The sequence below is a fragment of the Bacteroides sp. FSHCM14E1 genome (assembly GCF_019633785.1).
Classification (GTDB): Bacteria; Bacteroidota; Bacteroidia; order Bacteroidales; family Bacteroidaceae; genus Bacteroides; species Bacteroides hominis.
Genome location: NZ_JADKYL010000006.1, coordinates 190,432 through 205,681, shown reverse-complemented (window position 1 = coordinate 205,681; position 15,250 = coordinate 190,432). Strand labels below are relative to the sequence as shown.

Sequence of the window (15,250 nt, the reverse complement as noted above, 5' to 3'; positions counted from 1 at the left end):
AAATGGAACCAACAAGAGAACAACTACAGGCAGAGATTCTTGAAATCCTATATCAGAAGTGCCTCCAGAAGCCAATATGGGTATCTTGTGCAGAAATATTTTGGAGCATCAGCAACCTCAAGGTATCAGAACGGAGTGTCAAGGACGTTCTTGACTGGCTGGTAAAAAACGACCTTGTAATTTATCAAGCGGATAAATACCAGATTGCCAAGCGCGAATTTATGGATATATCAAGACGTAAGGCTCTTGAGAAAAAAGAGACCGAAGAAAATGCCGAAGTCCGGACTGTGGAGTATGGAACATCCATTCCGCCTCACACGATGAACCATCATCCATGGCTTGAACGAGAGTACCAACAACCTGTCGCAAAATCATCAAACACAATGTTTGCCATCATAGCATTAATAGCCTTTCTGATCAGCGGCACACTTGTTGGCATACTCCTGTTCAACAGCTTCGCAACGGAACGGCGCAATAATGCAGAACTGACATACCTTCCGGACAGCATACAGGTTCCCTCGTTACAGGTTAGCACGCCCGGATATATCCGTGACGCATATACGACCAACCGCAACTTCAAGAACATCCAAACTTCGCTGGAGACACAGCAACGGATTAATTCTGAACTTATGGATATCTGCAAGGCACAACAATCCCAGATTAATATACTGACAACTTGCTCCAAACAACAAGCGGCGGACATCGAACATTTGGAAAAGGAACGGAAGATCTACACATGGATGATTGCTCTTGCACTCCTGGTATTAAGTTCATTGCTCATCTGCCGATACGGGCGTAAGAATTAGGACATACGCAAACATTCAGACTGCATAGTCAATCTGCTAACGGTATCTGCCACTTTCATGCGGTGGATACCGTTTTTCTGCATTCCGGCAGCAGTTTTCTTTCCGACGGTTTCGTCCATTCCTGATGAAACTTCTTCTACAAGTGTTATTGTACAATACCGGGAATCAATTTAATAGCGACACATCATCAACGGGGCGTGTTTCTAATCATATAGGACAGTGGCTTTATACACGAACATTAGTTTAAAACGTGTTAAAATGAAAATAACAGCAAAAAAAACGCGCTAAAAAATTTGGAAAAATGAATATAAGCACTTATATTTGCTCACATCAAAGATGATGTTTTATTTTCTTCTCTTTTTCCCACAATAAAACTGAGTCATCCGGAGGCTGAGAGGAAATTTCAAAAAATCGTTTTTGAGGTTTTCTCTTTTTTGCATCTATACCGGTTAGGGCGCAAGGACGGAGAAACCGAAGTAAAATAATTAAGTTTAACCCATTAAATCCAAGTATTATGGCATTTAGAGCATCATTGGAACTTAACAACAAGGAATTTGACGTCCTTTATTCAAACTATGAGTTTAGTCGTAACACGGACCCTAAAGGTATGCCCTCTTCAAGCGTATTGGGTGGTAGAGTAAAAGCAACCATCGAATCAACAGAAGACACTTCGGTCATCGAAGCGATGTTGAACAGTCCTTTCAAACCTGTAGAAGGAAAGATTATCTACAAAAAAACGGAGGAAGATGCCAAGATGAAGGAGATTCAGTTCAAGAACGCATACATCGTTCACTACTCGGAAACTCTGGACGCGAACAACGATGTGCCTATGACAATCACCATTACGTTCTCCGCTGAAGAAATCATCGTCGGCAGCGCAGCTCTTGACAACCGTTGGCCGAAGAAATAAATCGGCGTACATAGGTAAATCCTAAATCAAAACATTTGTCAGGCCGTCCGACGGACTTCCGCCGGGCGGCTTTGGCAATTTGGATATAAACCGTCAAATATAATGCCGCCATGCTGGAACAAAAAAAAGTCACATTGGAAATAGCCGGCATACCCATGCCGTCGTTTGTGCAGTTGATGCTCAAACAGAGCATCAATGAGCATCACTACTTTGAGATAACGCTGGATATCCAAGCCATAGAAGCCTATGGTGTGGAAATCCCGGAGGCGTCAAAAGACTGGGTTGGGAAAAAAGTAATCATGGACTTCGGCGGCACTATTTTTGTCGGCGTGGCCACCATGGTGGGACTTCATCGTTCCGGTGGAACACACGGAAATATAAAAGTGACGGGATATTCGTCAACATTCCTATTGGAGTCAGACCACACTTGTGCCTCATGGTGCAACAAATCCTTGTCTGACATCGTTAAGGAACTTACAGACAAGGCGGGAGTGCAAGCTCTTGTCAATCCGGAAACGAAATCGAAGCTGGAATACGAATGCCAGTACGAGGAAACCAACTTCAGATTCATACAACGGCTTGCCCGCCAATATCAGGAATGGCTCTACTACGACGGACAGAACCTTGTATTCGGGAAGCCACAGGCCGGCTCGACGACCAAGCTGACATACGGCGAGGAACTATCCGTGCTCGATGTCTGCTCGCAGGCACTTGCCCGACCAATAAAGGGAAGTTCTTACCATTCGGTGAACGACCAGACCTATAATGGCCAATCCCCCGATACCGCAGCCGGACAAAACACATTAGGACAAGCGGCCTTTGACTCATCATTGGCTTTGTTTACTGCTCCCGCTGTCCAACGGGCGGAACCGCGCATAACCAATAAGGGTGAACTTGACGCCTATTTCCAACGCAGGCAGCAAAGCGACAGCGCCGCATCCAGTTTCATCACCGGGGAAAGCGATTGCCGCATCCTCACGGTGGGCAGTATCATAGATGTTCATACCGCTATCCATACAGGAATAGGTATCCACGTAAAAAATAGCATCGGCACCTATATCATTACGGAAATAACCCACGTAGCCGGTATGGGTGACAGTTACCAGAACTATTTCACCGCACTTCCGTCCTCTATTCCCACCCTTCCATGCCCGGATGTACCTCTGCCTGTCGCTCATACACAGCAGGCCGTGGTTGTCAGCAACGAGGACCCGAAAAAGTTAGGCCGCGTCCAAGTCAAGATGAACTGGCAGACCGGCCCGATGCAAACCTCGTGGATACGGGTGCTCACTCCTGACGCAGGTACAAGCGACAAAGTGCCCACAAACAGAGGATTTGTATTCATACCTGAAAAGGGAGACCAAGTCATGGTGGCATTCAGATATGATGACCCGAACCGTCCGTTTGTACTTGGCAGCTTATTCCATGGAAAGTCAGGCACCGGTGGCGGCAGTTCAAACAAAACAAAAAGCCTGACCACCCGCAGCGGTTGTACCATAACGCTTGATGATGAAAAAGGAAGTGTTACCATTGCAGATCCGACCGGAAGCACAATCATCTTGAACGGTGACAATACCATCACCATTGATGCAAAGGACAAAATAACCATCCATTCCAAAGAATTGGAGATACTTGCTGATGAAAAGATAAGAATTGAAGCCGATTCAGAGGTTGAGGTACTTGGTAAGACATCCACTTTTGAAGGTAAGTCCGAGGCAAAAATAAAAAGTGATACGTCCATTAAGGAAGAGGCAGCTACGATAGATATAAAAGCATCTGCAACACTGAAAGCAACGGGAGCAACCGTTGATGTGGATGGTTCTGCGATGACAAATATAAAAGGCGGTTTACTTAATTTTAATCCATGATAAACAACGAACATAATCCGATAGCCATAAGAATCAGCAACGTACAGGACTTATGGATTGAAAATCGGGAGAAATTTCCCGATGCAAAGATTTATTGTCTCGTTTGCGAACCGACTGATTATCAAATTGTAGAAGGATTCATACGGCTTGAAGCCTCCGAACATGGCTGCACGTCGGATATAATTGTCGGTTTCAAAGCTGACTATGATGATAAAACAGACTTTTATAAGTTCTTGATAAAAGCATGGATAGATTCGTTTTCCATGGATGTAGAGAAAAATCCCGATTGGGATTGGGCGGATTTTTCTTCATTTAAGTCAGAGTTGACATCTGTCAGTTCTCTAAGTGCAGATAAACTACGAGACTTGTATATTCGTCTTGTTACAAGTTTCAAGACATTTGTCGGAAACGACAATCTACTCGGCATAACCCTCTTCATATCCCGCATTGGCGATGTGGAAGCTCTGAATGAAGTAATAAAGGACATTGCCGAGCGACTGCCCGCAGGGGTTGCACTTATTCTAATTGACTATAAAAAGAGAGAAGTCTATGATATCCTGCTGTCTGAAATGAAAGGCAAGATATGCTTAATAGACATCCCCAATCAGAATATGACCGGTGCATACAAAGAAATTGCGACCCAAGGTAATCCACAAGATCCGAACGTAAAATATCGGAAATGCCTGTTTGAACTTGGAGAAGCGGCATCGAAAGGAAACAAGGATGAAGCAAAGAAGTTGGGACATGAACTGATAAGGCTAAGTCGTGAAATTGGCGGAACGGCATTTATGGCTTCGTCCTACCTTATGTTTGGGGGATTCATGGTAAAGTTTCATCGCGAAGCCGGATTCTGCCATGATTTGTTTGACAAAGGGATAGCTTTGGTCCTTCCCAAATACCATGATGAGCAGGATTGCGCACAAATCCTGTTACAACTCTATAATTACAAAGGAACTGTACACAGTTACAATAAAGATATAACAGAAGCCATCAAACAATTTATGACAGCCGTCAGAATAGCCAAGGAGGTCAATATGAAAACCGAGGTTGTAAATGAATACAACTATGCACTACTTATGGCATTGAAAAAAGACAGGCTTACATACGAACCGATCTTAAATGAGGCATTTGAGTATGGATACTCATTTTCTGACGAAGACTTAAAGATTATCAATCTCTCATTTATTGCCTCTACCTATCTTGACAAAACATACAGCCTTGATTCGTCAAAAAGAGACGAAATCTCAAAACGTATGTCTGACTTATATGGCGAGGACTGGCAGCTTTCCACAAAGGAACTGGCAGCCAAACTCGATGCGGAATACTCACTGAGAAACCCAAAATAACAGAATCATGTTACTCGCGGACAGTCATATCACTATGGTAGTCGGGGTTGACGTCCATGTGACGACAGCTCCCCCCTTCAATCCCATCCACCCTTACATAGGTATGGTGATGGACCCCGCCGACTACATACCGTTCCTCGGCACGAACGTGAGCGTGAACGGGCTGAAGCGCGGCGTCTCGGACACGGGCGGCATGATTATCCCCCTGATGCACATCCCGCTTGCCGGACCTTTCGCCATGGCTTCGATGATCGGGCACGAGAGCATGAACTTCTTCGCCTCGCAGACCGTGTTCTGCGACGGCAGCCGCATGAGTCCGAAGGGTCACATGGTGATGACGTGCAACGACGTGGGCATACCGCTGTCGGCAGGCATAGGCAAGAACAAGGCCGGAAAGACACGGCTCATACCGAGCCTTTTCGCCCCGACCTCCTTTTCCCTCCCTGTCCCCACGGGCAAGCCCGTCATGGTGGGCGGCCCCTATGTCCCCGACTGGGGCGGAATGCTGACAGGACTCGCGGCGAGCATAGGGTTCAGCTCCCTGATGAAGCTCGGAGGCAAGGGACTTGGCAAGGCACTAAAGACATTCAACCACAAAGTTCTCAAGAATACCAACATACAGAAGCGTTTCCCCTCGACGAAGAAGCTGAGCGCATACTTGTGCAAGAACGGCTTCGAGCCTGTGAACCTCGTTAACGGAGCTGTGGTTTACGAGGGTACGGACTTCGGCTTCCCGTCACCGCTTCCATTGGAATGGAGCCGGGCATGGTACTCCGATTCGGAGTACGAGGGCTGGCTGGGCCATGGCGTACACTGCTGCTATGACCGCACGGTGGAAAGTTTCGAGGACGAGGGCGTGACGATGCTCCGCATGGAGGACGGACGTGCCGTCGCTTTCCCGCCGATAGCACCGGGCGGCGAGTTCTACATGCGCACGGAACGCGTGACGCTGCGCCGCACCGAAAAAGGCTACGAGGCATACAGCCATGACAGCCTGCTCACATACCGCTTCGACATGCGGGACGGCGGCGCGTGGCGCATGACGCGCATAGAAAACCCCGACGGGCTTCATATACAGCTCCGTTTCAGCAACGGCAGGCTCTCCGGAGTGAGCGACCCTGCCGGACGCACGGTACACGCCGCCACCGACACGAAGGGACGCGTCACGAGCCTGTCGTTCGTCACCGGCAAGGGAGAAGAGCGTCTGGTGTCGTACACTTACGACGAATCCGGCAACATGACGGGCATCACCGACGCCATGGACAAGACCACGGAGATGTCGTATAGCGGCCACCTGATGACGGAGAAGACCGACCGCAACGGCGACACCTACCGCTGGGAATACGACAGCAAGGGACGGTGCGTCCACACCTACGGCACGGACGGCATGATGGAGGGGCGCATCGAGTACCACCCGTCCGAAGGCTACAACCTCGTGACCGACTCCACGGGCGGCACGACCACCTACCGCTATACGCCCGACCAGCTTGTGACCTCCGAGATCGACCCGCTCGGCAACGAGACGCGCCACAGCTACACGGACTTCATGGAGCCTTACCGCACCATCGACCCCGAGGGCGGCGTCACGGGCTACAGTTACGACAATGACGGCAACCTCACCGGTGTCACGTACCCCGACGGCAGCGGCGAGATGTACATATACGACGACAAGGGACGGCTGAGCATCCACGTGGACCGTGAGGGCAACAAGACCGTCCGCCTGTACGACACGGAGCGTCCGCACCTTGTCAGCCGCTTCATAGACCGTGACGGCGGCGTCACGGAGTTCACCTACGACAGCCACGGCCAGCCCGTGGGCGTCGGCAAGGGGGACCGCCGCTCCGAACTGTCCTACGACGGCTCGCTGAACCTCGTGTCATGGCACGAGGACGGAAGGCTGCTCGGCGGCTGGAAGCATGATGCCAGGGGCAGGCTCATCGAGCGAAGCTCTCCCGGCAACCGCACGGAGTTCTACGTGTATGACGCCCTGGACCGCCTGCGGCGCATAGACGCCCGTGACGGTAACGTCATACATCTCGGCTACGACAGCTATGACAACATCACGGAGGCGCGTGACGCGCGACGCCATGTCCGCATGGGCTACAACTCCGTGGGGAGCATGACATGGCGCGAGGAAGGCGGGAACAGGGTGAGCTTCCGCTACGACGGGATGGACCGCCTGCGCGAGGTGGTCAACGAGGCCGGTGCCGGGTATGTCTTCAGGCGCGACCTTGCGGGCAACATATCGTCGGAAAAGGACTACGGCGGCATAGAGCGCATATACCACAGGGACGGTTGCGGACGTGTGACACGCATAGATCGTCCCGGGGGGCGCAGCACCGCCTACACATACGACACCATGGGACGCGTGCTTGCAGCCGAGTACCACGACGGCACGAAAGAGGAATACGGCTACGACAGGAACGGGCTGATGGCCACCGCCGACAACGGTGAGGCGCGCATGGTGTTCGAACGCGACCCGATGGGGCGTGTGACAAGGGAGACGATGGGGCTTCCCGGAGGCGACAGGTTCATGGAGGTCATGTCGGTGGAGTCGGAATACAACGCATACGGCGAGCGCACCCGTGTGGTAAGCTCACTGGGAGCCGACACGGAACTGTCATACGACAGGCTCGGACTTGTCGGCGGGATAAAGGCCACCGTCGGGAAACCGGAAGCGGATGAAGCGTCCGCATACGGCGACGCCGGAGGGGACGTCCGGCCATGGGAAAGCACCATAGGCAGGGACGACGCCGGGCGTGAGGTGGAGCGTTTCACAACAGGAGGGATAAGGATCACCACGGACTACAACGACATGGGGCTTGTCCGCTCGCGCCACGTGCGTTCGGGCAACCGCCACACGGGTTGGAGAAGCTACCGCTGGGACGTGGGCGCGAGGCTGATGTCGATGCGCGGCAACCTGTCACCGGAGCCGGTCATCTTCGACTACGACTCGATGTGCAACCTCGTCAGGGGTGACTACTCCATGTATGAGAGCGTCTTCCGCACCCCCGACAAGGTGGGCAACCTGTACCGTGAGGACGGATGCAAGGGGCGCGAGTATGACCGTGGCGGACGTCTGCTGTGGGACGGCGAGTACCATTACCGCTACGACTGCGAGGGCAACCTCGTACACAAGAGCCGCAGGGATGTGTCCGTTCCGGAAAGCGGGCACACCGAAAAGAAGGGATGGCTCGGTATGCTGTTCTCTGCGGACGATGCCGACAACAAGGACAACAGCCGTGAGACTGACCCGTTCGCCGGCTGGCAGCCGGGCGATACCTGCTACGAGTGGCAGGCCAACGGTATGCTTGCCGGAGTGAGGACTCCCGACGGCAGGACGGTCACGTTCGGCTATGACGCCCTCGGCAGACGGGTGTCAAAGAGGACTGCCAACAACGTACACCGTTTCGGCTGGGACGGCAACGTGGTGCTGCATGAATGGGACACTGACGAAGCCGACAGGCCGAAGCTCGTCACGGACGAGACCGGGCGCGAGGAATACGACGGAACGGAGAAGCCGGAGGGCCTTGTAACATGGGTGTATGACGGCACGTCGTTCACGCCTGTGGCGAAGGTCACGGACGGGGAACGCTACACGATAGTGCATGACTACCTCGGTACACCGACGCAGGCATACGACAGCAAGGGAAAGCTTGTCTGGGAGATGCTGCTGGATGTGTACGGAGAGGTGAAGGAATGCCACGGAGACCGAACACTCGTGCCGTTCCGCTATCAGGGACAGTACGAGGATGTAGATACGGGGCTGTATTACAACAGGTTCAGGTACTACTCGCCGGATATGGGGATGTATATTTCTTCTGACCCGATTGGACTGGCGGGAAACAATCCGACACTCTATGGATATGTTGAAGATGTCAATAGCTACTTAGACCTGTTCGGATTAGAAAAATGCGCTTTAAGTGCGAGTGATATGAAAAAAATGGGACCTGCTCCTAAAAATATGTATAATCCGCATAGGCATCATATTGTAAGAGAACATGCTCCCTCTAATTGGTCTGCTGACGCAAGGAAATGGATAACTGACTCTCAAGATATAATAGCAGAAGTCGGAATAGATTTAAATTCTTCTATTGAAAATTTTGTTTGGGCTTCCAATGGATTAGGCAATCATTCTAAAAAAGCAGCTAAAACAGTATATGATGAATTATCCAAAGTAAGAGGAAACCCTGAAGCCATAAAAGAGACATTAGGTTCACTTGGAGAGATCTTCTCTGGAACTGGTTTTAAATAAAATAAAAAAACATGAATGAATTGTATCAAAAAATTGAGAAATACATAACACAAGGTAATAGTATTGCTTTGGAAAAAATTTTGCGAGAAAATAGCACATTGAATTTAAATGATGGAGAATTGTATAATTTAAATCCACCGCTATATCGAGCTGCAAAATTGGGCTTATATGATATTTGTAAAATTCTTATTGATTATGGCGCTGATGTCAATTATACAAAAGATCATATATTCTATCCTTTAGAAGGTGCCGCATCTTCTAATAATATTGATATTGTAAAATTATTATTAGACAATAATGCAGATGTAAATGGATACGATTTAGTAAAACTTTCTGCAATTGGAACAGCTTGCACAAAAGGGCATTATGATATGATGGCGTATCTTGTTGAGTGTGGAGCAGATATAAATAGATTAAATATCGGATTATATCTGAGTCCGTTGGATTTAGCTATAATATGGAAACATGAACATCTATTTAACTATCTAATTGAAAATGGAGCATTATCAAATGTAAATAGGGATTATGATTGGACTTCAGAAAATGGGGGAGGAATATCCGCCCACATAGATTACTATATTGGAAGAGTAATACCAAATCGCTTCAATATTTTGTCAAATGGGACATTTAATAGAATTGCAATAACAAATAGTAACAGCAACGTACTCTTATATACCATAGGTAATTATAGGTATAGCAATCCATCAACAGAATTTATAATGATTTTACCATTAGGATGGAATCCATATTCAAGAATTGCACCTTCAAATTTACCTTATTTGATTATGGAATGGTTGTCTCTATGGTTACAAAATGGTCGTATTTTTTTCGATGGAGAATTTATTCCTCTTGATAAAATATGTGATAATACACAATTAGAGTATTCGGGTTTTCATGTTGTTGAATATAATTACACAACATTAGAATGTGATAAAAATGACAATTCAGTTACATTGTTTACTCTAATTCCTCAAAAAAAGAAAAAAAATTCTCATTACGAACTTACATCTGTACTCTTAGAAAAATTGAAGAAAAAAAAATGGAAAACATTGGAATGGACATCTCTTCCAATATTATAATTGGATGAATCATGTTACTCGCAGACAGTCATATCACTATGGTAGTCGGGGTTGACGTCCATGTGACGACAGCTCCCCCCTTCAATCCCATCCACCCTTACATAGGTATGGTGATGGACCCCGCCGACTACATACCGTTCCTCGGCACGAACGTGAGCGTGAACGGGCTGAAGCGCGGCGTCTCGGACACGGGCGGCATGATTATCCCCCTGATGCACATCCCGCTTGCCGGACCTTTCGCCATGGCTTCGATGATCGGGCACGAGAGCATGAACTTCTTCGCCTCGCAGACCGTGTTCTGCGACGGCAGCCGCATGAGTCCGAAGGGTCACATGGTGATGACGTGCAACGACGTGGGCATACCGCTGTCGGCAGGCATAGGCAAGAACAAGGCCGGAAAGACACGGCTCATACCGAGCCTTTTCGCCCCGACCTCCTTTTCCCTCCCTGTCCCCACGGGCAAGCCCGTCATGGTGGGCGGCCCCTATGTCCCCGACTGGGGCGGAATGCTGACAGGACTCGCGGCGAGCATAGGGTTCAGCTCCCTGATGAAGCTCGGAGGCAAGGGACTTGGCAAGGCACTAAAGACATTCAACCACAAAGTTCTCAAGAATACCAACATACAGAAGCGTTTCCCCTCGACGAAGAAGCTGAGCGCATACTTGTGCAAGAACGGCTTCGAGCCTGTGAACCTCGTTAACGGAGCTGTGGTTTACGAGGGTACGGACTTCGGCTTCCCGTCACCGCTTCCATTGGAATGGAGCCGGGCATGGTACTCCGATTCGGAGTACGAGGGCTGGCTGGGCCATGGCGTACACTGCTGCTATGACCGCACGGTGGAAAGTTTCGAGGACGAGGGCGTGACGATGCTCCGCATGGAGGACGGACGTGCCGTCGCTTTCCCGCCGATAGCACCGGGCGGCGAGTTCTACATGCGCACGGAACGCGTGACGCTGCGCCGCACCGAAAAAGGCTACGAGGCATACAGCCATGACAGCCTGCTCACATACCGCTTCGACATGCGGGACGGCGGCGCGTGGCGCATGACGCGCATAGAAAACCCCGACGGGCTTCATATACAGCTCCGTTTCAGCAACGGCAGGCTCTCCGGAGTGAGCGACCCTGCCGGACGCACGGTACACGCCGCCACCGACACGAAGGGACGCGTCACGAGCCTGTCGTTCGTCACCGGCAAGGGAGAAGAGCGTCTGGTGTCGTACACTTACGACGAATCCGGCAACATGACGGGCATCACCGACGCCATGGACAAGACCACGGAGATGTCGTATAGCGGCCACCTGATGACGGAGAAGACCGACCGCAACGGCGACACCTACCGCTGGGAATACGACAGCAAGGGACGGTGCGTCCACACCTACGGCACGGACGGCATGATGGAGGGGCGCATCGAGTACCACCCGTCCGAAGGCTACAACCTCGTGACCGACTCCACGGGCGGCACGACCACCTACCGCTATACGCCCGACCAGCTTGTGACCTCCGAGATCGACCCGCTCGGCAACGAGACGCGCCACAGCTACACGGACTTCATGGAGCCTTACCGCACCATCGACCCCGAGGGCGGCGTCACGGGCTACAGTTACGACAATGACGGCAACCTCACCGGTGTCACGTACCCCGACGGCAGCGGCGAGATGTACATATACGACGACAAGGGACGGCTGAGCATCCACGTGGACCGTGAGGGCAACAAGACCGTCCGCCTGTACGACACGGAGCGTCCGCACCTTGTCAGCCGCTTCATAGACCGTGACGGCGGCGTCACGGAGTTCACCTACGACAGCCACGGCCAGCCCGTGGGCGTCGGCAAGGGGGACCGCCGCTCCGAACTGTCCTACGACGGCTCGCTGAACCTCGTGTCATGGCACGAGGACGGAAGGCTGCTCGGCGGCTGGAAGCATGATGCCAGGGGCAGGCTCATCGAGCGAAGCTCTCCCGGCAACCGCACGGAGTTCTACGTGTATGACGCCCTGGACCGCCTGCGGCGCATAGACGCCCGTGACGGTAACGTCATACATCTCGGCTACGACAGCTATGACAACATCACGGAGGCGCGTGACGCGCGACGCCATGTCCGCATGGGCTACAACTCCGTGGGGAGCATGACATGGCGCGAGGAAGGCGGGAACAGGGTGAGCTTCCGCTACGACGGGATGGACCGCCTGCGCGAGGTGGTCAACGAGGCCGGTGCCGGGTATGTCTTCAGGCGCGACCTTGCGGGCAACATATCGTCGGAAAAGGACTACGGCGGCATAGAGCGCATATACCACAGGGACGGTTGCGGACGTGTGACACGCATAGATCGTCCCGGGGGGCGCAGCACCGCCTACACATACGACACCATGGGACGCGTGCTTGCAGCCGAGTACCACGACGGCACGAAAGAGGAATACGGCTACGACAGGAACGGGCTGATGGCCACCGCCGACAACGGTGAGGCGCGCATGGTGTTCGAACGCGACCCGATGGGGCGTGTGACAAGGGAGACGATGGGGCTTCCCGGAGGCGACAGGTTCATGGAGGTCATGTCGGTGGAGTCGGAATACAACGCATACGGCGAGCGCACCCGTGTGGTAAGCTCACTGGGAGCCGACACGGAACTGTCATACGACAGGCTCGGACTTGTCGGCGGGATAAAGGCCACCGTCGGGAAACCGGAAGCGGATGAAGCGTCCGCATACGGCGACGCCGGAGGGGACGTCCGGCCATGGGAAAGCACCATAGGCAGGGACGACGCCGGGCGTGAGGTGGAGCGTTTCACAACAGGAGGGATAAGGATCACCACGGACTACAACGACATGGGGCTTGTCCGCTCGCGCCACGTGCGTTCGGGCAACCGCCACACGGGTTGGAGAAGCTACCGCTGGGACGTGGGCGCGAGGCTGATGTCGATGCGCGGCAACCTGTCACCGGAGCCGGTCATCTTCGACTACGACTCGATGTGCAACCTCGTCAGGGGCGACTACTCCATGCACGAGAGCGTCTTCCGTACCCCCGACAAGGTGGGCAACCTGTACCGGGAGGACGGATGCAAGGGGCGCGAGTATGACCGTGGCGGACGTCTGCTGTGGGACGGCGAGTATCATTACCGCTATGACTGCGAGGGCAATCTCGTACACAAGAGCCGCAGGGATGTGTCCGTTCCGGAAAACAACGGGCATACCGAAAAAAAAGGATGGCTCGGTATGCTGTTCTCTGCGGATGATACTGATAACAAGGACAACAGCCTTGAAACCGACCCGTTCGCCTGCTGGCAGCAAGGCGACACCTGCTACGAGTGGCAGGCCAACGGTATGCTTGCCGGGGTGAGGACTCCCGACGGCAGGACGATAACGTTCGGCTATGACGCCCTCGGCAGACGGGTGTCAAAAAGGACTGGCGACACCGTGCACCGTTTCGGATGGGACGGCAACGTGGTGCTGCACGAATGGGACACCGACGAAGCCCTGAGACCGAGGCTCGTCACGGACGAGACCGGACGCGAGGAATACGACGGAACGGAGAAGCCGGAGGGCCTTGTGACATGGGTGTATGACGGAACGTCGTTCACGCCTGTGGCGAAGGTCACGGACGGGGAACGCTACACGATAGTGCATGACTACCTGGGTACGCCGACGCAGGCATACAACAGCAAGGGAGAGCTTGTCTGGGAGATGCTGCTGGATGTGTACGGCAAGGTGGCGGAATGCCATGGGGATCGAACGCTCGTGCCGTTCCGCTATCAGGGACAGTACGAGGATGAAGAAACGGGACTGTATTACAACAGGTTCAGGTACTACTCGCCGGATATGGGGATGTATATTTCTTCTGACCCCATTGGGCTGGCGGGTAACAACCCGACACTCTATGGGTATGTGCAGGATGTGAATACGTGGATGGATCCGTGGGGACTGGATTGCTCTAAGGACGCACAAAAATTACGAGCTAACATGATCGCCGCTGGAAAAGTAGAGCCACCTTATCCCAATGCAGCACACCATATAGTTCTGTCTAATTCAAATGATTGGAGGATGGTTAGTCTTAGAGGTAAAATGGAAGCATTTGGTATAGATATAAATGATGCTGATAATGGTATCTTTTTGCCACGAAGTTCTTCCGTTAAAGAGCAATTTGCCATTGATGAAATAGCTCATAGTAGAGTTCATACAGAACAATATAAACAATCTATTTATGATATCTTAAGTCCGACTAAAAGTGAAGAAGAATTTAGACAAAAATTAAAAAGTATAAGATTCTAATGAAAGAAAACATAAAAATACAACAATTAGAAAAGGATTTTCAAGATTATGAGAAATCCTTTGGGTCTCTATTTAACGAATACATTGAACGTGTAAAACGGACAGTATATTCTAAAGGTTGGTATTATAATATATACCCATTTGAGAACGAAATAGACGGCTTCCGTAAAGGAAGACTCCTCAAAAACAAACCCGCTAAGATAAACAAAATAATGGAATATGGTTTTGACAATGATGGAAGGATTATTTTAGTAATAGAACATATAACGCCAGAAATATGTAACTATTCTTTTGTCAGTTATATCGACTCTAAAATTACTATATATAAGTATGTTGGAGGAATTCCTCTGTTGCAAAATATTACAATGGTAGTTCTATCTAAAACCGAACTTATTGATGCGTTATATAATTTTGGGAAGTATGGCTATAGAATTGACACTTATTTTTGTAACTCTTCAGATGAGATACTCAATGTACATAGAAAAGCAAAAGAGCACACATCTAATCAATTTATTGAATGCGACTTTCTATTTAAGTACAATGATGGGGAATTAAGCACAATTGAGCAGTCTTACACTAATGGATATAGTAAAATTATTTATAGCATTTAAATGTATTGTATAAATTTTGAAGTTATGAAATGCACGTTCAGAACAAGGAAGTTCCGTCTATAGGTAAATATGTAAGACATTCATAGTGCGTAGGTGTTCGGTGATTCCCCGAACAC

At 50.8% G+C, this 15,250-nt stretch carries 9 protein-coding genes; 8 read left to right on the top strand and 1 reads right to left on the bottom strand.

What is annotated here, in order from left to right; all coding sequences use genetic code 11:
• The first annotated feature begins 2 nt into the window (after positions 1–2).
• Positions 3–806 carry a DUF5457 domain-containing protein gene (locus ISX59_RS11670; RefSeq protein WP_004310140.1) on the top strand — a complete coding sequence of 268 codons (804 nt, stop codon included), beginning with the start codon at positions 3–5 and terminating at the stop codon, positions 804–806.
• Here ISX59_RS11670 and ISX59_RS21245 read toward each other — a convergent pair.
• Complete coding sequence (locus tag ISX59_RS21245) at positions 803–925, bottom strand: hypothetical protein (protein ID WP_005777306.1); 123 nt, start codon at positions 923–925, stop codon at positions 803–805. The two genes, ISX59_RS11670 and ISX59_RS21245, sit on opposite strands and share 4 nt — an antisense overlap.
• 395 nt (positions 926–1,320) lie before the next feature.
• Here ISX59_RS21245 and tssD point away from each other — a divergent pair, with 395 nt between their 5' ends.
• The 7 genes from tssD (at position 1,321) to ISX59_RS11635 (ending at position 15,134) form a co-directional block, all read left to right on the top strand.
• On the top strand, positions 1,321–1,716 hold the full coding sequence (gene tssD, locus ISX59_RS11665; protein WP_004310139.1) for a type VI secretion system tube protein TssD: 396 nt from the start codon (positions 1,321–1,323) through the stop codon (positions 1,714–1,716).
• 110 nt (positions 1,717–1,826) lie between these two features.
• Positions 1,827–3,584: a type VI secretion system Vgr family protein gene (locus ISX59_RS11660; protein WP_195652900.1), complete on the top strand. Its 1,758-nt coding sequence runs from the start codon at positions 1,827–1,829 to the stop codon at positions 3,582–3,584.
• Positions 3,581–4,930 carry a hypothetical protein gene (locus ISX59_RS11655; RefSeq protein ID WP_149921086.1) on the top strand — a complete coding sequence of 450 codons (1,350 nt, stop codon included), beginning with the start codon at positions 3,581–3,583 and terminating at the stop codon, positions 4,928–4,930. Before ISX59_RS11660 ends, ISX59_RS11655 begins: the two co-directional genes overlap by 4 nt.
• Before the next feature lie 7 nt (positions 4,931–4,937).
• Positions 4,938–9,185, top strand: a complete 4,248-nt coding sequence (locus tag ISX59_RS11650) for a DUF6531 domain-containing protein (RefSeq protein ID WP_255580186.1) — start codon at positions 4,938–4,940, stop codon at positions 9,183–9,185.
• Positions 9,186–9,196: 11 nt separating this feature from the next.
• A complete protein-coding gene (locus ISX59_RS11645; RefSeq protein ID WP_007899833.1) occupies positions 9,197–10,264 on the top strand; it encodes an ankyrin repeat domain-containing protein in 1,068 nt (355 codons plus the stop codon).
• A gap of 11 nt (positions 10,265–10,275) precedes the next feature.
• Positions 10,276–14,523, top strand: coding sequence for an RHS repeat-associated core domain-containing protein (locus ISX59_RS11640; RefSeq protein WP_220575923.1), 4,248 nt, complete (start codon positions 10,276–10,278; stop codon positions 14,521–14,523).
• Entirely contained in the window at positions 14,523–15,134 is a 612-nt protein-coding gene (locus ISX59_RS11635; RefSeq protein ID WP_055256704.1) for a hypothetical protein, read from the top strand. Before ISX59_RS11640 ends, ISX59_RS11635 begins: the two co-directional genes overlap by 1 nt.
• Positions 15,135–15,250: the final 116 nt, after the last annotated feature.